This window comes from Mammaliicoccus sp. K-M42, assembly GCF_022386375.1.
In the GTDB taxonomy this organism is placed as follows: domain Bacteria; phylum Bacillota; class Bacilli; order Staphylococcales; family Staphylococcaceae; genus Mammaliicoccus; species Mammaliicoccus fleurettii.
Genome location: NZ_JAJNIS010000005.1, coordinates 95,873 through 122,622, shown reverse-complemented (window position 1 = coordinate 122,622; position 26,750 = coordinate 95,873). Strand labels below are relative to the sequence as shown.

At 35.4% G+C, this 26,750-nt stretch carries 25 protein-coding genes and 1 other annotated feature; of the genes, 20 read left to right on the top strand and 5 right to left on the bottom strand.

Features of this window, described 5'->3' with window-relative positions; all coding sequences use genetic code 11:
- Nucleotides 1–6 precede the first annotated feature (6 nt).
- The 15 genes from rpmG to tuf all read left to right on the top strand — a co-directional run bounded on the left by rpmG (nt 7) and on the right by tuf (nt 16,595).
- A complete protein-coding gene (gene rpmG, locus LQ668_RS05095; RefSeq protein WP_078357772.1) occupies nt 7–147 on the top strand; it encodes a 50S ribosomal protein L33 in 141 nt (46 codons plus the stop codon).
- A 14-nt stretch (nt 148–161) separates the two neighbouring features.
- Nucleotides 162–341, top strand: coding sequence for a preprotein translocase subunit SecE (gene secE / locus LQ668_RS05090; RefSeq protein WP_025904856.1), 180 nt, complete (start codon nt 162–164; stop codon nt 339–341).
- A gap of 14 nt (nt 342–355) precedes the next feature.
- Nucleotides 356–904 (top strand): transcription termination/antitermination protein NusG, encoded by a 549-nt coding sequence (gene nusG / locus LQ668_RS05085; protein ID WP_078357773.1) that lies wholly within the window; start codon nt 356–358, stop codon nt 902–904.
- Between the two features lie 147 nt (nt 905–1,051).
- On the top strand, nt 1,052–1,474 hold the full coding sequence (rplK, locus tag LQ668_RS05080; protein WP_025904858.1) for a 50S ribosomal protein L11: 423 nt from the start codon (nt 1,052–1,054) through the stop codon (nt 1,472–1,474).
- Nucleotides 1,475–1,589: 115 nt separating this feature from the next.
- On the top strand, nt 1,590–2,282 hold the full coding sequence (gene rplA / locus LQ668_RS05075) for a 50S ribosomal protein L1 (protein WP_078357774.1): 693 nt from the start codon (nt 1,590–1,592) through the stop codon (nt 2,280–2,282).
- A gap of 41 nt (nt 2,283–2,323) precedes the next feature.
- Nucleotides 2,324–2,463: a sequence feature (ribosomal protein L10 leader region), on the top strand.
- A gap of 43 nt (nt 2,464–2,506) precedes the next feature.
- Nucleotides 2,507–3,013: a 50S ribosomal protein L10 gene (gene rplJ / locus LQ668_RS05070; protein WP_078357775.1), complete on the top strand. Its 507-nt coding sequence runs from the start codon at nt 2,507–2,509 to the stop codon at nt 3,011–3,013.
- 40 nt (nt 3,014–3,053) lie between these two features.
- Complete coding sequence (gene rplL / locus LQ668_RS05065; protein ID WP_237687749.1) at nt 3,054–3,416, top strand: 50S ribosomal protein L7/L12; 363 nt, start codon at nt 3,054–3,056, stop codon at nt 3,414–3,416.
- An 82-nt stretch (nt 3,417–3,498) separates the two neighbouring features.
- Complete coding sequence (locus LQ668_RS05060; protein ID WP_078357777.1) at nt 3,499–4,107, top strand: class I SAM-dependent methyltransferase; 609 nt, start codon at nt 3,499–3,501, stop codon at nt 4,105–4,107.
- 206 nt (nt 4,108–4,313) lie between these two features.
- Nucleotides 4,314–7,868, top strand: a complete 3,555-nt coding sequence (gene rpoB, locus LQ668_RS05055) for a DNA-directed RNA polymerase subunit beta (RefSeq protein WP_078357778.1) — start codon at nt 4,314–4,316, stop codon at nt 7,866–7,868.
- A 100-nt stretch (nt 7,869–7,968) separates the two neighbouring features.
- The gene (rpoC, locus tag LQ668_RS05050) at nt 7,969–11,586 is read left to right on the top strand and encodes a DNA-directed RNA polymerase subunit beta' (protein ID WP_107509269.1); all 3,618 of its coding nucleotides are present in this window, start codon (nt 7,969–7,971) and stop codon (nt 11,584–11,586) included.
- 135 nt (nt 11,587–11,721) lie between these two features.
- Complete coding sequence (locus tag LQ668_RS05045) at nt 11,722–11,976, top strand: ribosomal L7Ae/L30e/S12e/Gadd45 family protein (protein ID WP_078357780.1); 255 nt, start codon at nt 11,722–11,724, stop codon at nt 11,974–11,976.
- Nucleotides 11,977–12,067: 91 nt separating this feature from the next.
- Entirely contained in the window at nt 12,068–12,490 is a 423-nt protein-coding gene (rpsL, locus tag LQ668_RS05040) for a 30S ribosomal protein S12 (protein WP_078357781.1), read from the top strand.
- Between the two features lie 85 nt (nt 12,491–12,575).
- Entirely contained in the window at nt 12,576–13,046 is a 471-nt protein-coding gene (rpsG, locus tag LQ668_RS05035) for a 30S ribosomal protein S7 (RefSeq protein WP_078357782.1), read from the top strand.
- A gap of 142 nt (nt 13,047–13,188) precedes the next feature.
- Complete coding sequence (gene fusA / locus LQ668_RS05030) at nt 13,189–15,270, top strand: elongation factor G (protein ID WP_078357783.1); 2,082 nt, start codon at nt 13,189–13,191, stop codon at nt 15,268–15,270.
- Between the two features lie 134 nt (nt 15,271–15,404).
- Nucleotides 15,405–16,595 (top strand): elongation factor Tu, encoded by a 1,191-nt coding sequence (gene tuf / locus LQ668_RS05025; RefSeq protein ID WP_078357784.1) that lies wholly within the window; start codon nt 15,405–15,407, stop codon nt 16,593–16,595.
- Nucleotides 16,596–16,715: 120 nt separating this feature from the next.
- Here the strand turns inward: tuf and LQ668_RS05020 are convergent, their stop codons facing one another.
- From LQ668_RS05020 to LQ668_RS05010, 3 genes are read right to left on the bottom strand one after another with little or no spacing between them, the layout of a single operon-like run.
- Nucleotides 16,716–17,891, bottom strand: coding sequence for a M20 metallopeptidase family protein (locus LQ668_RS05020; RefSeq protein WP_078357785.1), 1,176 nt, complete (start codon nt 17,889–17,891; stop codon nt 16,716–16,718).
- On the bottom strand, nt 17,875–19,074 hold the full coding sequence (locus LQ668_RS05015; RefSeq protein ID WP_107509270.1) for an amidohydrolase: 1,200 nt from the start codon (nt 19,072–19,074) through the stop codon (nt 17,875–17,877). The genes LQ668_RS05020 and LQ668_RS05015 overlap by 17 nt, the downstream gene beginning before the upstream one ends.
- Before the next feature lies 1 nt (nt 19,075).
- Nucleotides 19,076–20,245: an amidohydrolase gene (locus LQ668_RS05010; protein WP_107509271.1), complete on the bottom strand. Its 1,170-nt coding sequence runs from the start codon at nt 20,243–20,245 to the stop codon at nt 19,076–19,078.
- A 153-nt stretch (nt 20,246–20,398) separates the two neighbouring features.
- Here LQ668_RS05010 and LQ668_RS05005 point away from each other — a divergent pair, with 153 nt between their 5' ends.
- From LQ668_RS05005 to LQ668_RS04990, 4 genes are all read left to right on the top strand, one after another.
- Nucleotides 20,399–21,586 carry a glycine C-acetyltransferase gene (locus LQ668_RS05005; protein WP_078357788.1) on the top strand — a complete coding sequence of 396 codons (1,188 nt, stop codon included), beginning with the start codon at nt 20,399–20,401 and terminating at the stop codon, nt 21,584–21,586.
- 298 nt (nt 21,587–21,884) lie between these two features.
- Nucleotides 21,885–22,847 carry an L-threonine 3-dehydrogenase gene (locus LQ668_RS05000; protein WP_239772911.1) on the top strand — a complete coding sequence of 321 codons (963 nt, stop codon included), beginning with the start codon at nt 21,885–21,887 and terminating at the stop codon, nt 22,845–22,847.
- A gap of 106 nt (nt 22,848–22,953) precedes the next feature.
- The gene (locus tag LQ668_RS04995; RefSeq protein WP_078357790.1) at nt 22,954–24,048 is read left to right on the top strand and encodes a branched-chain amino acid aminotransferase; all 1,095 of its coding nucleotides are present in this window, start codon (nt 22,954–22,956) and stop codon (nt 24,046–24,048) included.
- A 63-nt stretch (nt 24,049–24,111) separates the two neighbouring features.
- Nucleotides 24,112–24,822: an HAD family hydrolase gene (locus LQ668_RS04990; protein WP_119634224.1), complete on the top strand. Its 711-nt coding sequence runs from the start codon at nt 24,112–24,114 to the stop codon at nt 24,820–24,822.
- A 57-nt stretch (nt 24,823–24,879) separates the two neighbouring features.
- Here LQ668_RS04990 and LQ668_RS04985 read toward each other — a convergent pair whose 3' ends face one another.
- The gene (locus tag LQ668_RS04985; RefSeq protein ID WP_115337853.1) at nt 24,880–25,548 is read right to left on the bottom strand and encodes a deoxynucleoside kinase; all 669 of its coding nucleotides are present in this window, start codon (nt 25,546–25,548) and stop codon (nt 24,880–24,882) included.
- Nucleotides 25,538–26,152 (bottom strand): deoxynucleoside kinase, encoded by a 615-nt coding sequence (locus tag LQ668_RS04980; RefSeq protein WP_078357793.1) that lies wholly within the window; start codon nt 26,150–26,152, stop codon nt 25,538–25,540. Before LQ668_RS04980 ends, LQ668_RS04985 begins: the two co-directional genes overlap by 11 nt.
- 68 nt (nt 26,153–26,220) lie before the next feature.
- Between LQ668_RS04980 and tadA the strand changes: the two genes are divergently transcribed.
- A complete protein-coding gene (tadA, locus tag LQ668_RS04975) occupies nt 26,221–26,703 on the top strand; it encodes a tRNA adenosine(34) deaminase TadA (protein WP_088369000.1) in 483 nt (160 codons plus the stop codon).
- Nucleotides 26,704–26,750: the final 47 nt, after the last annotated feature.

Sequence of the window (26,750 nt, the reverse complement as noted above, 5' to 3'; positions counted from 1 at the left end):
GATAAGATGAGAAAAGTCCCTTTAAATTGCGAAAAATGCGGAGCTAGGAATTATACAGTCCCAAAAAAAGATACAGATAACCGTTTAGAGCTAAAAAAGTTTTGTAAAACTTGTAATACGCATACATTGCATAAAGAATCCATCTAAAAGGAGGAAAATCAATGGCTAAAAAAGAAAACTTCTTTCAAGGCGTAAAATCAGAAATGCAGAAAACAAGTTGGCCAACAGGCAAAGAACTTGTTAAATATACAACAATAGTAGTGTGCACAGTAATCTTTTTCTTAATCTTTTTCTATGCACTAGATTTAGGAATTACAGAATTAATTAATTTGATTAGATAGTAAGGAGTGGCAAAATGTCAGAAGATACAGGCGCTAAACGATGGTACGCAGTCCACACTTATTCAGGTTATGAAAACAAAGTAAAAACTAACCTTGAAAAACGTGTTGATACAATGAACATGCAAGAACAAATCTTTAGAGTTGTAATTCCAGAAGAGGAAGAAACTTCTATTAAAGATGGTAAAGCCAAAACACAAATTAAGAAGACATTTCCAGGTTATGTATTAGTAGAACTAATTATGACTGATGAATCATGGTATATTGTTAGAAACACACCAGGTGTTACAGGATTTGTTGGATCTGCTGGTGCAGGTTCTAAACCTAATCCATTGTTACATGATGAAGCGAAATTCATTTTAAAACAAATGGGTATGTCAGAAAAAACAGTCGATGTTGAAGTTGAACTAGGAGAACAAGTTCGTGTAACAAGCGGTCCATTCAATAACCAAGTTGGCGAAATAAAAGAAATAGATGTTGAAAAGTATAAACTAACTGTACTTGTTGACATGTTCGGTAGAGAAACGCCGGTTGAAGTAGAATTCGACCAAATTGAAAAGTTGTAAAAAAACACTTGAAATTCCTAATTTTCAATGTTATTATTTAAAGGTCGCGCTCGGACTATGCGCAACCATTTCATTATGAAATGAAGAGTGGGAGGGTAAAATATCATTACCCCATGACCACATCACGATATCAAGGAGGTGCACATCGTGGCTAAAAAAGTAGTTAAAGTAGTTAAATTGCAAATTCCTGCAGGTAAAGCAAACCCAGCACCACCAGTTGGTCCTGCATTAGGTCAAGCCGGTGTGAATATTATGGGATTCTGTAAAGAATTCAACGCTCGTACACAAGAGCAAGCAGGTTTAATCATTCCAGTTGAAATTACAGTATTTGAAGATCGTTCATTTACTTTCATCACTAAGACACCACCTGCAGCAGTATTACTTAAAAAAGCAGCTAAAGTAGAAAAAGGTTCAGGTGAACCTAACAAAACTAAAGTTGCAACAGTAACTCAAGATCAAGTACGTGAAATTGCTAACACTAAAATGCCTGACTTAAACGCGGCATCTGAAGAAGCAGCTATGCGTATCGTTGAAGGTACTGCACGTAGCATGGGTATTGTCGTAGAATAATTAAGTATTGAAGTTTAAGCAGGCGGCTATTTCGCTGTCTGCTATTGCATTGTCTTGATGGCAATGCACGTGGGAGGTAACATTCCGCTAAAACCACTAAAGGAGGAAAAACAATATGGCTAAAAAAGGTAAAAAGTATCAAGAAGCAATTGCTAAAGTTGATCGTACTTCAGCTTACGCTGTAGAAGAAGCAATCAAATTAGCAAAAGAAACAAGTACTGTTAACTTTGATGCATCTGTTGAAGTTGCATTTCGTTTAGGTATTGATACTCGTAAAAATGACCAACAAATCCGTGGTGCTGTAGTATTACCACACGGAACTGGTAAAACTCAACGTGTATTAGTATTCGCTAAAGGCGATAAAATCAAAGAAGCAGAAGAAGCTGGAGCAGATTATGTAGGTGAAGAGTACATTAATAAAATCAACCAAGGTTGGTTCGACTTTGATGTAATCGTTGCTACACCTGATATGATGGGTGAAGTTGGTAAACTTGGTCGTGTATTAGGACCTAAAGGTTTAATGCCAAACCCTAAAACTGGTACAGTTACTATGGATATCAAAAAAGCAGTAGCAGAAATTAAAGCAGGTAAAGTAGAATACCGTGCTGAAAAATCTGGTATTGTTCATGCTTCTATTGGTAAAGTATCATTTGATGAACAACAATTAGTTGATAACTTCAAAACAATTCAAGATACATTAACAAAAGCTAAACCAGCATCATCTAAAGGTACTTACTTCAAGTCTGTTGCTGTTACAACAACAATGGGCCCTGGTATCAAAGTTGATACTTCTAGCTTTAAATTATAATATAAATATATTGACTTCACGTCCAAAACGCGTTATAGTTTTGGATGTGTAATATTTAACCTAAGACAGTAGGAGTTCATTTTGGACTTAAAAGTTAATCCTACCGAGGCCTAAATTGACTTGAACGTATAAATTTCAAGCACTTTTTGCCGTGGGTAAAAAGTGCTTTTTTGTTGAGATACCTCATCATAAAAGCACGTGATAAATAATATGGAGGTGTAAAGATGTCTAACTCAAAAATCGTTGAAGTGAAACAACAAAAAGTTGATTTAATTACTGAACAATTTAAAAATTCTGTTTCAACAATTGTTGTGGATTACCGTGGTTTAACAGTTGCACAAGTTACTGAATTACGTAAACAATTACGTGAAGCTGGAATCGAATATAAAGTTTACAAAAATACTTTAGTTCGTCGTGCTGCTGAAGCTGCTGGAATCGAAGGTTTAGAAGAATCACTAACTGGTCCTAACGCAATTGCTTTTTCAAATGAAGAAGTAGTTGAACCAGCGAAAATTCTTGCTGACTTCGCTAAACAAAACGAAGCTTTAGAAATCAAAGCAGGTGTTATTGAAGGACAAGTTGTTACTGCAGAAGAAGTTAACACAATCGGTTCATTACCATCAAAAGATGGTCTTGTATCAATGTTACTATCTGTATTACAAGCTCCAGTTCGTAACTTTGCTTATGCAGTTAAAGCTGTTGGAGAACAAAAAGAAGAAAGTGCTGAATAATTCAGCAACAAATAAAATTAATTAATGGAGGATATATATCATGTCTAATGAAAAAATTATCGAAGCAATTAAAGAAATGTCAGTATTAGAATTAAATGACTTAGTAAAAGCTATTGAAGAAGAATTTGGTGTAACAGCAGCAGCTCCTGTAGCAGCAGCTGGCGCAGCTGGTGGAGACGCAGCAGCTGAACAAACTGAATTTGACGTTGAATTAACTTCAGCTGGAGATTCAAAAATTAAAGTTGTTAAAGCAGTTAAAGAAGTAACTGGTTTAGGCTTAAAAGAAGCTAAAGAAATCGTAGACAACGCTCCTAAAGTTGTTAAAGAAGGTTTATCTAAAGAAGACGCTGAAGCTTTAAAAGAAAAATTAGAAGAAGTTGGCGCATCTGTAGAAGTAAAATAATTTCTGTATTAAATCAAAAACCCGTTATTATCATGATAACGGGTTTTTCTTTACTCATTAAATGCGATAAAGAGGTGGCGTAATGAGTCATTATTTTGATAATGATCCAAATGTGAAGTCGGAACGAGAAAATTTCGATTATTTCTATCGCGACAACAAACTCTCACTTCAAACGGATCATGGTGTATTTTCGAAAGGGAAAATAGATTTTGGATCTGATTTGTTGATTTCTACTTTTTTAAATGCAAATCCCCCTGGTCCTAAAAAGAAAATATTGGATGTAGGTTGTGGTTATGGTCCGATAGGTTTAATGTGTGCAAAAGTACTTCCATACAGCGAAATAACGTTAGTGGATGTTAATGAACGTGCATTAGATTTAGCGAAAGATAACCAAAAATCTAATAAAATAAGTAATGCAAATATACAAGTTAGTAATTGTTTAGATGCTGTCTTAGATTTAAAATTCGATTGTGTATTAACAAATCCTCCAATAAGAGCTGGAAAAGAAATTGTGCATCAAATACTTGAACAAAGTAATGACGTATTATCTAGTGGTGGAGAGCTTTGGGTCGTAATTCAAAAGAAACAAGGCATGCCTTCTGCAAAGAAGAAAATGCAAGATCTTTATGGTAATGCAGAAACAATAGAAAAAAGCAAGGGTTATTACATTTTAAAAAGTGTAAAAGCTTGATTTTGCTGTTTTGTTCTGATATAGTAATAGAATGTTAAAAATTATATTCAATAAGTGTGTACTTTTGCGTCGCCCTTAATTGAATGTTAGGAATAAGTCGTACGAAATAGAAAATGGAATCATTGACTTTCCGTTTTCTTTTTGTCTTATTATATTTATTTTGTAAGACGCAAAGTTATATTCACAATATTTGAGGGGTGAATCTGTTGACAGGTCAACTTATCCAGTATGGAAGACATCGTGTTCGTAGAAGTTATGCGAGAATTTCCGAGATTTTAGAACTACCTAACTTAATCGAGATTCAAACGAAATCATATGAATGGTTTCTTAAAGAAGGTTTACTTGAAATGTTCCGAGACATTTCTCCAATTGATGACTTTACAGGTAACCTATCTTTAGAATTCGTAGATTACCGTTTAGGTGAACCGAAGTATGATTTAGAGGAGTCTAAAAACCGTGATGCGACATACGCTGCGCCATTACGTGTTAAAGTCCGTTTAATCAATAAAGAAACAGGCGAAGTAAAAGACCAAGAAGTATTTATGGGTGATTTCCCATTAATGACTGACACAGGTACTTTTGTAATTAATGGTGCAGAACGTGTTATTGTATCTCAACTTGTACGTTCACCTTCCGTTTATTTCAATGAAAAAGTTGATAAAAACGGTAAAGTGAGTTTTGGAACTACTGTAATTCCTAACCGTGGTGCATGGTTGGAGTATGAAACAGATGCAAAAGATGTTCCTTACGTAAGAATAGACAGAACTCGTAAATTACCAATCACAGTATTAGTCCGTGCATTAGGCTTCTCATCAGATCAAGAAATCATTGATTTACTTGGTGACAATGAATACCTTAGAAATGCTTTGAACAAAGATAATACTGAAACAACGGATCAAGCATTGCTTGAAATCTATGAGCGTTTACGTCCAGGAGAACCACCAACAGTAGAAAACGCTAAAAGTTTATTATATTCACGTTTCTTCGACCCAAAACGTTATGACTTAGCAAGCGTTGGTCGTTATAAAATGAACAAAAAATTACACCTTAAACATCGTTTATTCAATCAAACTTTAGCTGAGCCTATTGTTGATGTTGAAACAGGTGAAATTGCAGCTGAAGAAGGTACTGTACTAGACCGTCGTAACTTAGATAAAATTATCGACGTTTTAGAATCTAACGCTAATATTCATGTATATGAATTAAATAGCGGTGTATTAGATGAACCAGTTGAAGTACAAGCTGTTAAAATATATATCCCTGGTGATGAAGAAAAACGTACAACAACAGTAATCGGTAATGCATTCCCTGATGAAGCTGTTAAGTGTATTACGCCAGCAGATATAATTTCTTCATTATCATATTTCTTTAACTTGTTACATGGTGTAGGTTATACAGATGATATTGACCATTTAGGTAACCGTCGTTTACGTTCAGTAGGCGAATTATTACAAAACCAATTCAGAATTGGTTTATCACGTATGGAACGTGTAGTACGTGAACGTATGTCAATTCAAGATACTGATTCAATCACACCTCAACAATTAATAAATATTCGTCCAGTAATTGCATCTATTAAAGAATTCTTTGGTAGCTCTCAATTATCACAATTCATGGACCAAGCAAACCCATTAGCCGAGTTGACGCATAAACGTCGTCTATCAGCTCTTGGACCCGGCGGTTTAACTCGTGAACGTGCTGGTATGGAAGTACGTGACGTTCACTACTCTCACTATGGTCGTATGTGTCCTATCGAGACACCTGAGGGACCAAACATTGGTTTAATTAACTCTTTATCAAGTTATGCGAGAGTAAATGAATTTGGATTTATTGAAACACCTTATCGTAAGGTTAATATAGAAACAAACCAAGTTACTGACAGAATTGACTATTTAACAGCTGACGAAGAAGATAGTTATGTTGTTGCGCAAGCAAACTCAGTATTAGATGAAACTGGTAAATTCGTTGATGATGAAGTACTTTGTCGTTTCCGTGGGGATAATACTACGAAACCGAAAGAACGTATGGATTACATGGACGTTTCACCTAAACAAGTTGTTTCTGCTGCGACAGCATGTATTCCTTTCTTAGAAAACGATGACTCTAACCGTGCGCTTATGGGTGCAAACATGCAACGTCAAGCAGTACCTTTAATGAATCCAGAAGCACCATTTGTTGGTACTGGTATGGAACACGTAACTGCTCGTGACTCCGGTGCAGCTGTTGTTGCGAAATATAAAGGTAGAGTTGAACACGTTGAAGCTAAAGAAATTCTTGTTAGACGTATTGTTGAAGAAAATGGTAAAGAAATTGAAACGGAATTAGACCGTTATCCATTATCTAAATTCAAACGTAGTAACTCTGGTACTTGTTATAACCAACGTCCAATTATTGCTAGTGGCGATATCGTTACTAAAGGTGAAATTTTAGCTGATGGTCCTTCAATGGAACTAGGTGAAATGGCACTTGGTCGTAACGTAGTTGTTGGTTTCATGACTTGGGATGGTTATAACTACGAGGATGCTGTAATCATGAGTGAACGTTTAGTTAAAGATGACGTTTACACTTCAATTCACGTTGAAGAATATGAATCAGAGGCTCGTGATACTAAATTAGGACCTGAAGAAATTACACGTGATATTCCAAACGTTTCTGACAATGCACTTAAAAACTTAGACGATCGAGGTATTATCTATGTTGGTGCAGAAGTTAAAGACGGAGATATTCTAGTTGGTAAAGTAACGCCTAAAGGTGTAACAGAACTAACTGCTGAAGAAAGATTATTACATGCAATCTTTGGTGAAAAAGCTCGTGAAGTTCGTGATACTTCATTACGTGTACCTCATGGTGCAGGTGGTATTGTATTAGATGTTAAAGTGTTCAATAGAGAAGAAGGCGATGATTCATTATCTCCTGGTGTTAACCAATTAGTACGTGTATACATCGTTCAAAAACGTAAAATACATGTCGGAGATAAAATGTGTGGTCGACATGGTAACAAAGGTGTTATTTCTCGTATCTTACCTGAAGAAGATATGCCTTATTTACCAGACGGAACACCAATTGATATCATGTTAAACCCATTAGGTGTACCTTCTCGTATGAATATCGGACAAGTGTTAGAACTTCATCTTGGAATGGCAGCTAAGAATTTAGGTATTCATGTTGCTTCACCAGTATTTGATGGTGCAAACGATGATGATGTTTGGTCAACTATTGAAGAAGCAGGTATGGCTCGTGATGGTAAAACTGTACTTTACGATGGTCGTACTGGTGAACCGTTTGATAACCGTGTATCTGTAGGTGTTATGTATATGCTTAAACTTGCACACATGGTAGATGACAAATTACACGCACGTTCTACTGGACCATACTCACTAGTTACACAACAACCACTTGGCGGTAAAGCTCAGTTTGGTGGACAACGTTTTGGTGAGATGGAGGTATGGGCACTTGAAGCATATGGTGCTGCATATACTTTACAAGAGATTTTAACTTATAAATCTGATGATACTGTAGGTCGTGTTAAAACTTATGAATCCATTGTTAAAGGTGAAAACATCCCTAAACCGGGTGTTCCTGAATCGTTCCGCGTATTAATGAAAGAATTACAAAGTTTAGGTCTAGACGTTAAAGTTATGGACGAACATGATAATGAAATCGAAATGCGTGATTTAGAAGATGAAGAAATGATGGACAAAAAAGTTGATTTAGGTGTTTCACAAGATGCAGCAATAGAAGGACAACAAGTAACTGATTAAAAGTTAATAAAGCGCATTTGGTATTACCTTTGCGCTTTTCATTTGTTATACATTATCAATCAACCGGCACAACTAATTTAAATTGAAGGAGGTAGGCTCCTTGATTGATGTAAATAATTTCCATTACATGAAAATAGGACTTGCTTCACCTGAAAAGATTCGTTCTTGGTCATTTGGTGAAGTGAAGAAACCAGAAACAATTAACTACCGTACGTTAAAACCTGAAAGAGATGGTTTATTCTGTGAGAAAATTTTTGGTCCAACTAAGGACTGGGAATGTAGTTGTGGTAAATATAAAAGAGTACGTTATAAAGGCATGGTTTGTGACAGATGTGGTGTAGAAGTTACTAAATCAAAAGTGCGTCGTGAAAGAATGGGGCACATTGAATTAGCAGCACCAGTTTCTCATATTTGGTACTTCAAAGGTATCCCTAGTCGTATGGGACTATTACTTGATATGTCACCACGTTCACTTGAAGAAGTTATATATTTTGCTTCTTATACAGTAATTGATCCAGGTCCAACTGGATTAGATAAGAAACAATTATTAACTGAAGGTGAATTCCGTGAATACTACGATAAATATCCTGGTAAATTTACAGCAAAAATGGGTGCAGAAGCCATTCGTGATTTACTAAATGATATTGATTTAGAAAAAGAACTGAAAGTGTTACGTGAAGAATTAGAATCAGCAACTGGACAAAGATTAACTAGAGCAATCAAACGTTTAGAAGTTGTTGAATCATTCCGTCACTCTGGTAATGATCCATCATGGATGATTTTAGATGTGTTACCAATTATCCCACCTGAAATTCGTCCAATGGTTCAATTAGATGGTGGCCGTTTTGCTACAAGTGATTTAAATGATTTATACCGTCGTGTCATCAACCGTAATAATCGTTTGAAACGTTTATTAGACTTAGGTGCACCTGGTATTATCGTACAAAATGAAAAACGTATGTTACAAGAAGCTGTAGATGCGTTAATCGACAATGGTCGTCGTGGTCGTCCTGTTACAGGTCCGGGTAACCGTCCGTTGAAGTCACTATCACACATGTTAAAAGGTAAACAAGGTCGTTTCCGTCAAAACTTACTAGGTAAACGTGTTGACTATTCAGGTCGTTCGGTTATCGTAGTAGGACCAAGCCTTAAAATGTACCAATGTGGTTTACCAAAAGAAATGGCGCTTGAATTGTTCAAACCTTTCATTATGAAAGAACTTGTTGAACGTGAAATCGCTACTAACATCAAAAATGCAAAAGGTAAAATCGAAAGAATGGAAGAAGAAGTTTGGGACGTACTTGAAGATGTTATTAAAGAACATCCAGTATTACTAAACCGTGCGCCAACACTTCACCGTTTAGGTATTCAAGCATTTGAACCTACATTGGTAGAAGGTCGTGCGATTAGACTTCATCCACTTGTTACAACAGCTTATAACGCTGACTTTGATGGTGACCAAATGGCTGTCCATGTTCCATTATCAAAAGAAGCACAAGCAGAAGCTCGTATGTTAATGCTTGCGGCACAAAACATCTTAAACCCTAAAGATGGTAAACCAGTTGTTACACCTTCTCAAGATATGGTATTAGGTAACTATTACTTAACTCTAGAGCGTAAAGGTGCAATAGGAGCTGGAGATATCTTTAGTGAAACAGATGAAGTTATTAAAGCTTATGTAAATGGCTATGTACATTTACATTCTCGTATAGCTGTTCATGCAAGATCATTAAAGAACCCAACATTTACTGAAGAACAAAATAGCAAATTATTAATTACATCTGTTGGTAAAGTTATCTTTAATGAAATTATGCCGGAATCATTCCCTTATATAAATGAACCGACTAATTTTAATTTAGAAAAATCAACACCAGATAAATACTTTGTTTCACCTACTGATATTCCAGAAGGTGGCTTGATTGAATACCTAGAAGATGTTGAACTTGTTAAACCATTCAACAAAAAATTCTTAGGTCAAATCATTGCTGAAATCTTCAATAAATTCCATATTACAGATACTTCAATGATGCTAGATAAGATGAAGGATTTAGGATTTAAATACTCATCTCGTGCTGGTATTACAGTTGGTGTTTCTGATATTGTGGTTCTTCCTGAGAAACAAGAAATTATCGGAGAAGCAGAAATTAAAGTAGATAAAGTACAAAAACAATTCAGCCGTGGTTTAATTACTGAAAGCGAACGTTATGCAGCTGTTATCGAGATTTGGACTAGAGCGAAAGATGATATTCAAGCTAAATTAATGATGTCATTAGATAGCTTAAACCCAATCTTTATGATGAGTGACTCAGGAGCGCGTGGTAACGCATCTAACTTCACTCAGTTAGCTGGTATGCGTGGTTTGATGGCCAATCCATCTGGTAGAATTATCGAGTTACCTATTAAATCTTCATTCCGTGAAGGTTTAACAGTACTTGAATACTTCATCTCTACTCACGGTGCTCGTAAAGGTCTTGCCGATACAGCGCTGAAAACTGCCGATTCAGGTTACTTAACACGTCGTCTAGTTGACGTAGCACAAGATGTTATCGTTAGAGAAGAAGATTGTGGTACTGACCGAGGATTACTAGTTTCTGATATAAGAGAAGGTTCAGAACTAATTGAACCATTTATTGAACGTATAGAAGGTCGTTACTCTAAAGAAACGTTACGTCATCCTGAAACGGACGAAGTAATTATTAAAGTGAACGAACTTATTACAGCAGAAATTGCTAAAATAATCGTTGATGCTGGTATTACTGAAATGCATATCCGTTCAGCATTTACTTGTAACACACGTCATGGTGTATGTGAAAAATGTTATGGTAAGAACTTAGCAACTGGTGAACAAGTTGAAGTTGGTGAAGCAGTTGGTACAATTGCTGCACAATCAATCGGTGAACCAGGTACTCAGCTTACAATGCGTACATTCCATACCGGCGGTGTTGCAGGAGCCGATATTACTCAAGGTTTACCTCGTATTCAAGAGTTATTTGAAGCGCGTAATCCTAAAGGTCAAGCGGTAATTTCTGAAATTAACGGTGAAGTAACTGAAATAACAATCGTTAAAGATCGTCAACAAGAAATTAAAGTTAAAGGCGAAAATGAAATCCGTACTTATAACGCTCCTGGTACTTCTCGACTTAAAGTTGAAGAAGGACAATACGTTGAACGTGGTGAGGTCATGACTGAAGGTTCAATTGAGCCTAAAGGATTATTAGCAGTTGCAGGCTTAAATGCTACTCAAAAATATCTACTTAAAGAAGTTCAAAAAGTTTACCGTATGCAAGGTGTTGAAATTTCAGATAAACACGTTGAAGTTATGGTTAGACAAATGCTTCGTAAAGTTAGAATTATTGAAGCAGGGGATACTAAATTATTACCAGGTGCATTAGTTGATATTCATACATTTACTGATGCTAACAGAGAAGTATTTGCTACGCGTAAGCGTCCAGCAACTGCAAAACCTGTATTACTTGGTATTACTAAAGCATCTCTAGAAACAGAAAGTTTCTTATCTGCAGCTTCATTCCAAGAAACAACAAGAGTTCTTACAGATGCTGCTATTAAAGGTAAGCGTGATAACTTACTTGGACTTAAAGAAAATGTTATCATCGGTAAATTAATTCCTGCTGGTACAGGTATGAGAAGATATACTGGTGTTGACTTTGAAAAAGTTGAAAAGAAAGTTTTACCTGAAGAACCAGTCGTTACTGACTAATATATATAGGCTGTTCTAGGTGTCTAGAACAGCTTATATTTTATTATAAAAACGGCATGAAATATATTGACTTTAAAACTGTACGATGTTATTATTGTTAAGGTTGATGAAAGCAGACGCTTTGGAGGATATCAAATGTCTAATGAAAAAGCCTTAAGCTTAAATCAAGACAGTTATGTCATTGGTTTAAAACAAACCACTAAAGCATTATTGAAGCATGAGGTACGTAAAGTAATTATTGCTCAAGATGTCAATATTCATATTTTGTCTAGGGTGTTAACTTTAGCATTTGAGACAGGCGTTCCGTTAAGTTATAGTCCTAGTAGACAAGAACTTGGATCGCACTATGGAATAGAAGTTAATGCGACAGTTGTTGCATTGCTTAAATAAATTTGTAAGCTGTGCTTACTATTTTTATTTGCCTTAAAATGAACCACCTGGATGTGTGGAATTAAGAAATGAAGAGAGGAGGACATTAAAGATGCCTACTATTAACCAATTAGTACGTAAACCTCGTACTAGTAAATCACAAAAATCAAACTCACCAGCGTTAAACAGAGGTTACAATAGCATGAAGAAAAAAATGACTACTGTATACTCTCCACAAAAACGTGGTGTTTGTACGCGTGTGGGAACTATGACACCTAAAAAACCTAACTCAGCTTTACGTAAATATGCTCGTGTTCGTTTATCAAACAACATCGAAGTTAACGCGTATATCCCTGGTATCGGCCATAACTTACAAGAACACAGTGTTGTACTTATTCGTGGTGGACGTGTAAAAGACTTACCTGGTGTGCGTTATCATATCGTACGTGGTGCTTTAGATACTTCTGGTGTTGACGGTCGTATGCAAAGCCGTTCACTTTATGGTGCTAAAAAACCAAAAGCTGCAAAAAAATAATCTAACGTTAAATTTCTGTAAATAACAGTTTTTTAAATGACGATAAATCAAATAAACTTTATAATAAGGAAGGAGGATTACGATTATGCCTCGTAAAGGTCCAGTTGCAAAAAGAGATGTATTACCAGATCCAATTCACAACTCAAAATTAGTAACAAAATTAATCAACAAAATCATGCTTGATGGTAAACGTGGTACTGCTCAAAGAATTCTTTATTCAGCATTTGAACTTGTTCAAGAACGTTCAGGTAAAGATGCAATCGAAGTATTCGATGAAGCTATCAGCAACATCATGCCTGTACTTGAAGTTAAAGCTCGCCGTGTAGGTGGTTCAAACTATCAAGTACCTGTTGAAGTACGTCCAGAGCGTCGTACAACTTTAGGTTTACGTTGGTTAGTTAACTATGCTCGTCTTCGTGGTGAAAAAACTATGGAAGAGCGTTTAGCTAATGAAATCTTAGATGCTGCCAACAATACTGGTGGCGCAGTTAAGAAACGTGAAGATACTCACAAAATGGCAGAAGCTAACAAAGCATTTGCTCATTACCGTTGGTAAGATAGAACTTAGGACCCTAAGCGTTAAAATCATAAAGATTCCTTTTTTAAGGTCATCTCTAGTTTTTTAAACACTTAGGGTATCAAAGTATCTATACGAACAACAACCAAATATCCAATATTTTGGAAGGAGTAAGAATACTATGGCAAGAGATTTTTCTTTGAAAAACACTCGTAATATCGGTATCATGGCACACATCGATGCTGGTAAAACAACGACTACTGAACGTATTCTTTATTACACAGGCCGTATCCATAAAATTGGTGAAACACATGAAGGTGCTTCACAAATGGACTGGATGGAACAAGAGCAAGAGCGTGGTATTACAATCACTTCTGCTGCGACTACTGCACAATGGGATGGTCACCGTGTAAACATCATCGATACACCAGGACACGTAGACTTCACTGTTGAAGTTGAACGTTCATTACGTGTACTTGATGGTGCAGTAACTGTACTTGATGCACAATCAGGTGTTGAACCTCAAACTGAAACAGTTTGGCGTCAAGCTACAACTTACGGAGTACCACGTATTGTATTCATTAATAAAATGGATAAAATGGGTGCGAACTTTGAATATTCAGTTGGTACATTACATGATCGTTTGCAAGCAAATGCTCACCCAATTCAATTACCAATCGGTGCGGAAGATGATTTCAGCGCTATTATTGATTTAGTAGAAATGAAATGTTTCCAATACAATAACGATTTAGGTACTGAAATTGAAGAAGTTGAAATTCCTGAATCTCATAAGCAACAAGCTGAAGAAGCTCGTGAAGCTTTAATTGAAGCTGTAGCTGAATCAAATGACGAATTAATGGAAAAATATTTAGGTGGAGAAGAAATTTCAATCGAAGAGCTTAAAGCGGCTATCCGTAAAGCTACTTGTGACGTTGAATTCTACCCAGTACTTTGTGGTACTGCATTCAAAAACAAAGGTGTTCAATTAATGTTGAACTCAGTTATTGATTACCTACCATCTCCATTAGATGTTAAACCAATTGTTGGACATAGAGCTGACGATGACGAAGAAGAAGTAATTGCTAAACCTGATGACTCAGCACCTTTTGCTGCATTAGCGTTCAAAGTAATGACTGACCCATTCGTAGGTAAATTAACATTCTTCCGTGTTTATTCAGGTACAATGGAATCAGGTTCATACGTAAGAAACTCTACTAAAGGTAAACGTGAACGTGTAGGTCGTATCCTACAAATGCACGCTAACTCTCGTGAAGAGATTTCTACTGTATATTCTGGTGACATTGCTGGTGCTGTAGGTCTTAAAGATACTGCAACTGGTGATACTTTATGTGATGAAAAAGATAACATTATCTTAGAATCAATGGAATTCCCAGAACCAGTTATCCACTTGTCAGTTGAACCTAAATCTAAAGCTGACCAAGATAAAATGACTAACGCGTTAGTTAAATTACAAGAAGAAGACCCAACATTCCATGCACACACTGACCATGAAACTGGACAAGTTATCATCGGTGGTATGGGTGAATTACATCTTGATATCTTAGTAGACCGTATGAAACGTGAATTCAAAGTTGAGTGTACTGTTGGTGCGCCAATGGTATCTTACCGTGAAACGTTCAAAACACCTGCTCAAGTACAAGGTAAATTCTCTCGTCAATCAGGTGGACGTGGACAATATGGTGATGTTCATATCGAATTCACACCTAACGAACAAGGTGGCGGTTTCGAATTCGAAAACGCTGTTGTCGGTGGTGTAGTTCCTCGTGAATACATTCCATCAGTTGAAGCTGGTCTTAAAGATGCTATGGAAAACGGTGTATTAGCTGGTTATCCATTAGTTGATGTTAAAGCTAAACTTTATGACGGTTCATACCATGATGTCGATTCATCAGAAATGGCCTTCAAAGTAGCAGCATCATTAGCACTTAGAGAAGCAGCTAAAAAATGTGATCCAGTAATCTTAGAGCCAATGATGAAAGTTGAAATCGTTATGCCTGAAGAGTACATGGGTGACATTATGGGTGACGTAACAAGTCGTCGTGGACGTGTTGAAGGTATGGAAGCACGCGGTAACGCTCAAGTTGTTCGTGCATTTGTTCCACTTTCAGAAATGTTCGGTTACGCTACAAACTTACGTTCTAACACTCAAGGTCGTGGTACTTATACTATGGTATTTGATCACTACGAAGAAGTTCCTAAATCAATTTCAGAAGAAATTATCAAGAAAAACAAAGGTGAATAATAAATTCGCTTTAATAAATTGATTTTTTCATCAAAATGATTTATAAAGTAAATATATGTATCCTCATGATGGTGAGTAACCATCATGAGGCTTAAATAAAAAATAATTTTAATATGAATAGGAGAGATTTCATAATGGCTAAAGAAAAATTTGATCGCTCAAAAACACATGCCAATATTGGTACTATCGGTCACGTTGACCATGGTAAAACTACTTTAACAGCTGCAATCGCAACTGTATTATCAAAACGTTCTGGTGACGGAGAAGCTCGTTCTTACGACCAAATCGATAACGCTCCAGAAGAAAAAGAACGTGGTATTACAATTAATACTTCACACATCGAATATGAAACTGAAAAACGTCACTATGCTCACGTTGACTGCCCAGGACACGCTGACTATGTTAAAAACATGATCACTGGTGCTGCTCAAATGGACGGCGGTATCTTAGTAGTATCTGCTGCTGACGGCCCAATGCCTCAAACTCGTGAACACATTCTTTTATCACGTAACGTAGGTGTTCCTGCATTAGTAGTATTCTTAAACAAAGTTGACATGGTTGACGATGAAGAATTATTAGAATTAGTTGAAATGGAAGTTCGTGACTTATTATCTGAATATGACTTCCCTGGCGACGATGTTCCTGTAATCGCTGGTTCAGCATTAAAAGCTTTAGAAGGCGACGAAGCTTATGAAGACAAAATCATGGAATTAATGGAAGCTGTAGATACTTTCATTCCAACTCCAGAACGTGATTCTGACAAACCATTCATGATGCCAGTTGAGGACGTATTCTCAATCACTGGTCGTGGTACTGTTGCTACAGGCCGTGTTGAACGTGGTCAAATCAAAGTTGGTGAAGAGATTGAAATCATCGGTTTAACTGAAGAATCTTCTAAAACAACTGTAACTGGTGTTGAAATGTTCCGTAAATTATTAGACTTCGCTGAAGCTGGAGATAACATCGGTGCTTTATTACGTGGTGTTGCTCGTGAAGACGTTAACCGTGGTCAAGTATTAGCTAAACCAGGTTCAATCACTCCTCACACTAAATTCAAAGCGGAAGTTTATGTATTATCAAAAGAAGAAGGTGGACGTCATACTCCATTCTTCACTAACTACCGCCCACAATTCTATTTCCGTACAACTGACGTAACTGGTGTAGTAAACTTACCAGAAGGCATTGAAATGGTTATGCCTGGCGACAACGTTGAAATGGACGTTGAATTAATTTCACCAATCGCTATTGAAGACGGTACTCGTTTCTCAATTCGTGAAGGTGGACGTACAGTTGGATCAGGCGTTGTTACAATCATCGAAGCTTAATTTTCGATATTGAACACGATTGATTAAACTTATAAAATAGAAAGAGCTATCATGCTCTTTCTCAAAATAAACCTCCCAATCCGTTAGTATTAACTTCCGGTTTGGGAGGTTTTTTAATATTTATTTTACTAAGTCCGAACTATGTTCAATTATTGATAAAAATAGCTTCACACTGTTTTGTAGTGATTGCTCATCCAAATCGAATTTTGGATGGTGATGTGGATAATTAGCTTTAAGTGCTTCGTTTCCGACACCTGTAAAGAAATAAGTGCCAGGTACATGTTGTAAGAAATAACCTACATCTTCTCCTCCAAGTGAAGGTGGGAAATCGAATGCTTCTTCAATTGTATCAATTTCTGATGCAAGACTTTTAGCCCATTCTGTTTCTTTTTCGTGATTAACAACTGGAGGATAACCATCATGATAATTCAAATGGCACTTCACGCCATAACTTGATTCAATACCGTTTAAAATACCGTTTAAACGTTCTTTAATTTGGTCTTTCACAGTAGGTAAGTATGTTCTGATTGTACCAGTAAGTTGTACTGTATCAGCTATAACATTGAATGCATTACCACCTTTAAATGTACCAAATGTTACCACAGCAGATTCTAATGGATCTATCGTTCTAGAGACAATGCTTTGTGCTTGAACGATAAGTGAAGATGCAGCAACGATAGGGTCTTTAGCTAATTGAGGCATTGCTCCGTGGCCACCTGAACCTTGAATATCTATTTCAAATGAATCAGCTGCTGCATATGCTGGTCCTGAACAAAAGCCAACTTTATTTGCTTCTATATGACTTGCTGTATGTGTACCAAAAATATAATCTACACCATCAAGTGCGCCAGCTGCTACCATGGATTTTGCTCCTCCTGGAAGTGATTCTTCGGCATGTTGATGGATTAATACGACATTGCCATGAATTTCAGCTTCGTGTTGTTTTAGGATTTTAGCTGTAATTAATAAGCTTGCTGTGTGAGCATCATGACCACATGCATGCATAACACCATCCACTGTAGATTTATAAGGTACATCTTTCTCATCTTGAATTGGCAAAGCATCAAAGTCAGCTCTTAAAGCAATCGTAGGTCCGGCATTACCGCCTTTAATATAACCTAGGAGCCCGTTACCACCGACATCTTTTTTAACTTCTATACCTAAATTCTCAAGGTAATCAGCTATATATTTTTTTGTATTTTCTTCTTGGAAAGATAGTTCTGGATTTTGATGCAAATGTCTTCTGATATCTATTAATTCATCCATATATTGATTAACTTCAGTCGTTAAATTCATTATTATAATTCCTTTCCATAAACTTAAATGTAGTTAATAAGAATATTCGAACAGCGTTGATTAGTCCTTGCTCATCTATATCAAATTTCGGATGATGATGTGGATAATCCGCTTTGAAATGTTCATTTCTTGTTCCTGTATAGAAAAATGCACCAGGTACACGTTGCTGATAATAAGAAAAGTCTTCTCCACCTAAACTTGCTTCTAATTCAACTAATTCTTGAACACTAGCTATTTCTTTAGTAGCTTCTAATATTAGGTCTGTTTCTTTTTCAGTATTTATAACAGGTGGGTAACCTTTACTGTATTTTAAATCGTAAGTGACATCAGTAGAAGTAGCGATACCTTCTAGTACTTTTTTAAATCCTTCAATTACACTTATTTGAGTATCTGAGTCGAATGTTCTGATCGTACCTCCAATTTTACAAGTATCAGGTATGACGTTGTTGGTTTCTCCAGCATTAAACATCGTTATGGATAATACAGCAGGTGATAATGCACTTGTTTTACGTGAAACAATATACTGTAAATCATTACATAATTGAATACCTGCAGCTAGTGGATCAATAAGTTGATCTGGGTGAGCTGCATGTCCACCTCGTCCTTTTAAAGTAATCCAAAAATCATCAGGGATACCTGTCGTTGTACCGTATTTGTAGCCTATTTTACCGACATCTAAACTACTTGATACATGTTGTCCAATGATAGCGTCAACACCCGTTAAACAGCCGTCAGCGATCATTTGTATAGCACCACCAGGATCCACTTCTTCAGCGTGTTGATGAATAAACACTACACGACCATTTATTTCATCTTTATGCTCGGATAATATTTTTGCAGTCATTAAGAGAACAGCCGTATGTGCATCATGTCCACAAGCATGCATAACGCCATCAACTGTTGATTTGTAAGGTACTTCTTTTTCATCTTGTATAGGTAAAGCGTCAAAGTCGGCTCTTATAGCTAATGTTGGACCGTCTTTCTCTTTATTAAGTGTGCCTACTACACCTCGTCCACCAACACCTTCTCTAACATCTATACCTAGATTTCTTAAATAATTAGCGATATAGGCAGGCGTTTTAACTTCTTCAAAAGATAATTCAGGATTCATATGTAAGTGTCTTCTAATTTCTATCATTTCATCATAATAATGATCAACTTTTTGTAGTAATATATTTTTCATCTTATAGAACACCTTCAATCTCAAGGACTTTTATGAACATTTCAGTTGTTGTTTTCATTGCATCTTCATCTAAATCAAACATAGGATGATGATGAGGTGCTGTTGAAGCTTTATCCTCAGTACCACTACCAGTTAAGAAGAAACAGCCAGGGCGATTGAGAAGGTAATATGAGAAGTCTTCACCAATCATCATTGGCGGTATATCTTCGTATGTTAAATGTAATGACTCAGCTGCTTCTTTTACAACGTTATATTGTTCTTCATGGTTAACAACAGTAGGGTATCCTCTGCGATAATTGAATTCATAAGTAGCATTATTGGCAATACAAATGCCTTTTAATAATCGTTCTAGCTCTTCTTCAATCGTGTCTTTTACTTCAGGTTTGAAAGTTCTAACTGTACCTTCGATGGTAGCTGTATCACTTATAACATTAAAAGCACTTCCTGCATCTATCTTACCAACTGTTATGACACCTCTATCTATAGGATCAATATGTCGAGATATAATTTTTTGTAAACTAGAAATGTATTCAGCAACAATTACAATCGGATCAATCGATGTATGTGGTTTAGCACCGTGTCCACCTTTACCTTGAATCGTAATATCAAAATAGTCCGGTGAAGCCATCATATCAGCAGGCTTTGTCTTAATTGAAGATGTTTCATGACCGCTCCAAAAATGATTTCCGTACACTTTATCAACGCCTTCTAACGCCCCATCATTTATCATAGGACTTGCACCACCAGGACTTAACTCCTCAGCGTATTGAAAAATAAAAACAACATTCCCTTTAAGTAAATGTTGATGTTCATGAAGTAATTCGCAAAATGTTAAAAGTGTCGCTGTATGACCGTCATGTCCACAAGCATGCATAACACCGTCGACAGCAGATTTATATGGAACGTCTTTTTCGTCTTGAATAGGTAAAGCATCGAAATCAGCACGGAATGCGATTGTTTGACCAGGTTGATTACCTTCTAGCTTTGCAACAATTCCACGCTCTCCAACGCGCTCTCTAATCGTCAATTTATCTAGCTTTTTTAATTCAGATAAAAGAAAATCATGAGTTTTTTCCTCATGAAATGAAAGTTCTGGGTTCTTATGCATATATCGTCTAATTTCGACTAAACGATCAAATTTATTTGCTACTTTTTCTTTCCAATTTATCATTAATAAACCTTCTTTCAATTCCATCAAAATATAGTATGACTATTGTAGCAAAGTTTATAGAAAATTTAAACAATTCAATTTACTATGATAACGCTTAATTCTTTGATTTTGATGTGTTATGATAAATAAAAAGTGCTAAAGGAGAAAGTGTATATGGTACAAACATTAGATACATTCTTAACAACAAATTTAAATGAATTGAAAGACAATGGTTTGTATAATGAAATTGATATCGTTGAAGGTGCAAATGGCGCTGAAATAACAATTGGCGGTAAAAATTATATCAACTTATCATCAAATAACTATCTTGGATTAGCTACAGACGAAGACTTGAAAAAAGCAGCTAAAGATGCAATAGATTCACATGGTGTAGGTGCTGGTGCAGTACGTACTATAAATGGAACATTAGATTTGCATAGAGAGTTAGAAGAAACATTAGCACAATTTAAAGGTACGGAAAGCGCTATTGCTTATCAATCAGGATTTAACTGTAACATGGCAGCTATTTCAGCAGTCATGAATAAAAATGATGCAATATTATCTGATGAATTAAATCATGCTTCAATTATTGATGGTTGTCGTTTATCAAAAGCAAAAATCATTCGAGTAAATCACTCAGACATGGAAGACTTAAGAGCAAAAGCGAAAGAAGCGGTTGAATCAGGTCAATATAATAAAGTCATGTACATCACTGATGGTGTGTTCTCAATGGATGGGGACGTAGCTTTATTACCTGAAATCGTTGAAATAGCTGAAGAATTTGGTTTAATCACTTATGTTGATGACGCACATGGTTCAGGTGTAATGGGTAAAGGTGCTGGAACTGTTAAGCATTTTGGTTTACAAGATAAAATTGATTTCCAAATTGGTACACTTTCTAAAGCGATTGGTGTAGTAGGCGGTTATGTGGCAGGTACTAAAGATTTAATTGATTGGTTAAAAGTCGCTTCAAGACCATTTTTATTCTCAACATCTTTAGCTCCTGGAGATACTAAAGCAATTACAGAATCCGTTAAAAAATTAATGGCCTCAACAGAATTACATGATAAATTATGGGATAATGCTAATTATTTAAAAGAAGGCTTAAAAGCAAAAGGTTTCGATATAGGTCATTCTGAAACACCAATCACACCAGTCATTATCGGTGAAGAGAAAAAAGCACAAACATTTAGTAAACGACTTATGGATGAAGGTGTATATGCAAAAGCAATCGTATTCCCAACAGTTCCTAGAGGTACAGGTCGTGTTAGAAATATGCCAACAGCTGCACATACTAAAGAACAACTAGATGATGCAATTGAAGCATATGAAAAAATTGGTAAAGAATTAGGATTATTATAAATAGAATAACTATAAAAAAGCAGTAGAAATTCATTGTATCAATTGAATTTCTACTGCTTTTTCTCATATTTATGAAATGAGTATGTTGTTAAGTGTTAGCTAATTGGCAGTATTGAGAATAATGTCCCTAAGTATCTCTTATACAATTGGTTTTTGTATTAAGTAACTTATTTATTCTTGATATGTACTTCTGAAGTATACAAATTGGATGAAATATAGTAAAATATCATTAAAGAAAGCGTTTTTGTTTTTCTCAAGAGTACAAATGAACGTTTCAACAATACAGGAGGATTTTATAATGAAAAAAATCATGATCACTGGGGCGCTAGGGCAAATCGGGACAGAATTAGTTATGAAATTAAGAAAGAAATATGGTAATGAAAATGTTTTAGCAACAGATATAGGAGAACCAGAAAGTGAAAGTGAAATAAATAATGGTCCATTTGAAATTTTAGATGTAACCGATCAAGATAGATTCCATTCATTAGTTAAGAATTTTGAAGCGGATACTTTAATGCATATGGCAGCACTTCTTTCAGCTACTGCTGAAAAAAATCCATTATTCGCATGGAATCTGAATATGGGTGGACTAGTAAATGCTCTTGAAGTAGCTCGAGAATTTGATATGCAGTTCTTTACACCAAGTTCAATCGGTGCGTTTGGTCCAAATACACCTAAAGATATGACACCTCAAGTTACAATTCAAAGACCAACTTCAATGTATGGTGTTAATAAAGTATCGGGTGAATTGTTATGTGATTATTACTACACTAAATTTGGTGTTGATACGAGAAGTATGAGATTTCCTGGTTTAATTTCTTATATAAAAGAACCAGGTGGAGGTACTACAGATTACGCAGTTGAAATTTACTTCAAAGCAATTCGTGAAGGCAAATACGACAGTTATATTGCGAAAGATACGTATATGGATATGATGTTCATGGACGATGCCATCGATGCAATCATTCAGTTAATGGAAGCAGACAGTGAACGATTGATTAACCGTAATGCATATAATGTGAGTGCAATGAGCGTTGATCCAGAAACAATTAAAACAGCTATTCAAAAGAAAATGCCTAACTTTGAACTAGGATATGATGTTGATCCAGATCGTCAAGCAATTGCCGAGAGTTGGCCAAACGCTATCGATTCATCTTGTGCTAAAGAAGAATGGGGATTTTCTCCAAGTTATAATTTAGATAGTATGACTGAATTAATGCTTAAAGCAATTGAAGAAAAAGATAACTTAGCCAAAAGTTAACTTTAATGTGTATATTTTTTAAATTTTCCAAAAATTCATTGAATAACACCTCTATGACTGATATACTTGTTAACATTAATTATTAATTAGCCTAGGGGGAATCATTATGTCAGAAACATTTTACGTAGAAAAGCGTGAGCAGCTTAAAGAGAAACCGGACTTTCAAAATTTAGTCTTTGGTGAAATCTTTACTGATTATATGCTGTCTATGTCATATAAACAAGGTGAAGGCTGGTCAGAGCCTAAAATAATTCCATATGGGCCGATTACTTTGTCACCAAGTGCACAAGGACTTCATTACGGACAAACAGTATTTGAAGGTATGAAAGCTTATAAAGATGGTGATGATGTTGCACTATTCAGACCAGACCAAAATTTCAAGAGAATTAATTTATCTTTAAAAAGACTTGAAATGCCTCAAATCGATGAAGAAAAAGTATTAGATGGTCTATTACAACTTATAGATTTAGAACGTGAATGGATCCCAAGTGGTGAAGGACAATCTTTATATGTTAGACCATTTGTATATGCTACTGAACCTTACTTAGGTGTACGTTCTTCAACAGACTATGAATTTTTAGTGATTCTTTCTCCAGTAGGCGCTTATTATGGTGATGAACAAATGAAACCTACTAGCATTTATGTAGAAGATGAATTTGTACGTGCAGTAAGAGGCGGCGTTGGCTTTGCTAAATGTGGTGGTAACTATGCGGCTAGTTTAATTGCACAAACACGTGCTAATGAATTAGGTTTCGATCAAGTATTGTGGTTAGATGGTGTAGAACAAAAATATATCGAAGAAGTAGGAAGTATGAATATTTTCTTCGTTATTGATGGAAAAGTAGTAACACCGGAATTAAACGGCAGTATTTTACCAGGTATTACGCGTAAAACTGTACTCGAACTTGCTCAAGAAATGGGCTATGAAACTGAAGAGAAACGATTATCTATCGATGATATTATTAATGCACATCACGATGGTCGTTTAACAGAAATTTTCGGTACAGGAACTGCAGCAGTTATTTCTCCAGTAGGATTCTTAAAATACGAAGAGGCAGAAATTACAATTAATAATAATGAGATTGGTCCAATAACTCAAGCGTTATTTGATGAATATACAGCAATTCAAACTGGTAAAAAAGAAGATAAAAATGGTTGGAGAGTTGTAGTAGGACAAGAAAGTCATATCGAAATAGTATAATTGAGAAACAATAAAGAGCGGCCTACTAGTTGTAGTGCCGCTCTTTTTAAAGGAGTACAAATAATGATTAAATGGTTATTGTTCGATAAAGATGGTACATTACTCAAATTTGATGAAACATGGTCAGAGATTTCATTAGTTATGATAGATCGATTTGTAGAACAGTACCAAGTTGATAATAAGCAAGCCTTACAAGAAAAACTAGGATACGTAAATGATAGATTTTTATCTAGTGGCATACTTGCTTCAGGTACATTGTCAGATATTATAGATGTCTTCTCTGAATACGCACCAACTATAGATAAAAAAGAAATTGAAAAATGGACGGTAAAAATAAGCAAAGACTTAATAAGTGAATATAAACCTGAGACTATCGTCATTGAAGGATTAATAGAAACTTTAACAGCTTTTAAAGACAAAAAATATAATATTGGCATCATCACAAGTGATGATATAGACGGTACAGAACGATTTATTAAAGACGCAAAAGTAGAACATTTGATTGATGAAAAAATTACAGCATCTATAAATGGCTATCAAAAGCCAAACCCTAAAATGGTAGAAAAATTTTATGAAAAATGGGACGTAGCACCTGATGAAATCGCAATAATAGGAGATACACCAACTGATATACAAATGGGCAAAAATGCTCATTTCAAAGTAGTTGTTGGCGTGCTTAGTGGTACAGGAGATAAAGCAGATTTAACAGGTGCAGATTATATTTATAAAGATATTAACGAGTTTTATGAAAAAGAAGCGGAATGGAATAAATAAGATAATTTAAAAAATGCTCCAAACCATTTGAAATAATTAATGGTTTAGAGCATTTTTTTATTTTACTCGTGTATCGATTGAACGGTGTGTTTCTATAACATGTGCAATCTTGTTGATAATGTGATTGATTGATTCTGGATCTTCGTATAAGTCATAATCATTTATATTTACACGTACTACTGGGCATTCTGTGAAATTGTTAACCCAATTATCATAACGTGCGAAAAGTTTTTTCCAGTATGCTTCGTCTGTTTCGATTTCCATTTGGCGACCTCTATTTTTGATGCGTTGTATAACGTCTTCGTAGTCGCATTCTAAATAAATTAATGCATCAGGTTTAGGGAAGTATGGCGTCATAACCATTGCTTCAAATAGATCTCTATAAGTTGCATAGTCTTCTTTTGTCATTGTTCCTTGTTCTTCATGCATTTTTGCGAAAATATCAACATCTTCGTAGATTGAGCGGTCTTGTATAAATCCTCCGCCATATTCAAACATTCTTTTTTGTTCTTTAAAACGTTCCGCTAAAAAGTATATTTGTAGGTGGAAACTCCATCGTTCGAAATCATGATAAAATTTTTCTAAATACGGGTTATTGTCGACTTTTTCAAAAGAAGTCTTAAAGTTTAAACGTTCGCTAAGTGCTTGTGTTAAAGATGATTTTCCAACACCAACAGTACCAGCAATTGTGATAATAGCATCACTTGGTATGACTTTATTTGTCATGTGTAATCTCTCCAATCAAAGGTTGTAATAATTTTAAAATTTGTTGATAATCTGCGGTGTTATTTACGAAATCTAAATGAGAAGTATCAATTTGAATAGCATCGATTTCACTTTTCACTTCTTCGTAGAATTGATTATAATCACTTTTTAGTTGTGCTAAGTAATTATTTTCTATTTGTGATTCATATGATCTATTACGATGGGCAATACGTTGTTGTAGGACTTCTAATGAGGCATCGAGAAAGATAATTTGATCAGGCATACGAATATCTTCAGTTAAAATATCATAAATTCGACTAAATTTATCAAATTCACTATCGTTTAAAGTGTTTTTTGCAAAAATCTTATTTTTAAAAATATGATAATCACTTACGATTCCTTTAATATTCTTTAAATCTGTTAGCTGTTTGTAACGATGACATAAGAAGAACATCTCCGTTTGAAAACTCCATTTAGAAATATCATCATAAAAATCACTTAAGAAAGGATTTTCGTCAACAATTTCAAATTCTTCAGTATAATTTAAAGCTTCAGCAAGCTTTTTAGTTAAGGAGCTTTTCCCGACTCCAATAGGTCCTTCGATTGCAATAAAGGTTTTTTTCATATATATCTCCCTAGATGTTAAAATAGACATACTTATTCTATCATAAATTAAACGGAGTGAAATATAGCGTGCATGAAAATTATATGAAACTTGCAATTGAAGAAGCAAAAAAAGCTTGGGAAATGGATGAAGTACCAATTGGTGCAATTGTTGTATATAAAGGAGAAGTGATTGGAAGAGGTCATAACTTAAGAGAGAATGATCAAGATCCAATTGCACATGCTGAAATGATTGCGATACAAGAGGCAGCCAAGTATCTGAAATCGTGGAGACTAGAAGAAACTACTTTATATGCTACTTTAGAGCCCTGTGTCATGTGTTCGGGCGCGATTGTGATGAGTAGAATACCGCATGTCGTTTATGGTGCAACAGATCCTAAAGGTGGCTGTAGTGGTAGCTTAATAAATTTAATAGAAGATACTCGGTTTAATCACCGTGCTACAGTTGAAAGAGGGATACTTGAGCAAGAATGCGGTGAGATGTTACGAACGTTTTTTAGAGAGAAAAGAAGCCTAAAAAAACAAATTAAGCAGAATAATACAGATTTATAGAGATTATTACTTTTATTTGTTAAAATTTATGTTGAATATAAAGAAAA

Excerpts from the sequence above, each read along its gene's own strand:
- rpmG (WP_078357772.1), top strand. The coding sequence starts at position 7 with ATGAGAAAAGTCCCTTTAAATTGCGAAAAATGCGGAGCTAGGAATTAT.
- secE (WP_025904856.1), top strand. The coding sequence starts at position 162 with ATGGCTAAAAAAGAAAACTTCTTTCAAGGCGTAAAATCAGAAATGCAG.
- nusG (WP_078357773.1), top strand. The coding sequence starts at position 356 with ATGTCAGAAGATACAGGCGCTAAACGATGGTACGCAGTCCACACTTAT.
- rplA (WP_078357774.1), top strand. The coding sequence starts at position 1,590 with ATGGCTAAAAAAGGTAAAAAGTATCAAGAAGCAATTGCTAAAGTTGAT.
- rplJ (WP_078357775.1), top strand. The coding sequence starts at position 2,507 with ATGTCTAACTCAAAAATCGTTGAAGTGAAACAACAAAAAGTTGATTTA.
- rplL (WP_237687749.1), top strand. The coding sequence starts at position 3,054 with ATGTCTAATGAAAAAATTATCGAAGCAATTAAAGAAATGTCAGTATTA.
- LQ668_RS05060 (WP_078357777.1), top strand. The coding sequence starts at position 3,499 with ATGAGTCATTATTTTGATAATGATCCAAATGTGAAGTCGGAACGAGAA.
- LQ668_RS05045 (WP_078357780.1), top strand. The coding sequence starts at position 11,722 with ATGTCTAATGAAAAAGCCTTAAGCTTAAATCAAGACAGTTATGTCATT.
- rpsL (WP_078357781.1), top strand. The coding sequence starts at position 12,068 with ATGCCTACTATTAACCAATTAGTACGTAAACCTCGTACTAGTAAATCA.
- rpsG (WP_078357782.1), top strand. The coding sequence starts at position 12,576 with ATGCCTCGTAAAGGTCCAGTTGCAAAAAGAGATGTATTACCAGATCCA.
- fusA (WP_078357783.1), top strand. The coding sequence starts at position 13,189 with ATGGCAAGAGATTTTTCTTTGAAAAACACTCGTAATATCGGTATCATG.
- tuf (WP_078357784.1), top strand. The coding sequence starts at position 15,405 with ATGGCTAAAGAAAAATTTGATCGCTCAAAAACACATGCCAATATTGGT.
- LQ668_RS05020 (WP_078357785.1), bottom strand. The coding sequence starts at position 17,891 with ATGAATTTAACGACTGAAGTTAATCAATATATGGATGAATTAATAGAT.
- LQ668_RS05015 (WP_107509270.1), bottom strand. The coding sequence starts at position 19,074 with ATGAAAAATATATTACTACAAAAAGTTGATCATTATTATGATGAAATG.
- LQ668_RS05010 (WP_107509271.1), bottom strand. The coding sequence starts at position 20,245 with ATGATAAATTGGAAAGAAAAAGTAGCAAATAAATTTGATCGTTTAGTC.
- LQ668_RS05005 (WP_078357788.1), top strand. The coding sequence starts at position 20,399 with ATGGTACAAACATTAGATACATTCTTAACAACAAATTTAAATGAATTG.
- LQ668_RS05000 (WP_239772911.1), top strand. The coding sequence starts at position 21,885 with ATGAAAAAAATCATGATCACTGGGGCGCTAGGGCAAATCGGGACAGAA.
- LQ668_RS04995 (WP_078357790.1), top strand. The coding sequence starts at position 22,954 with ATGTCAGAAACATTTTACGTAGAAAAGCGTGAGCAGCTTAAAGAGAAA.
- LQ668_RS04990 (WP_119634224.1), top strand. The coding sequence starts at position 24,112 with ATGATTAAATGGTTATTGTTCGATAAAGATGGTACATTACTCAAATTT.
- LQ668_RS04985 (WP_115337853.1), bottom strand. The coding sequence starts at position 25,548 with ATGACAAATAAAGTCATACCAAGTGATGCTATTATCACAATTGCTGGT.
- LQ668_RS04980 (WP_078357793.1), bottom strand. The coding sequence starts at position 26,152 with ATGAAAAAAACCTTTATTGCAATCGAAGGACCTATTGGAGTCGGGAAA.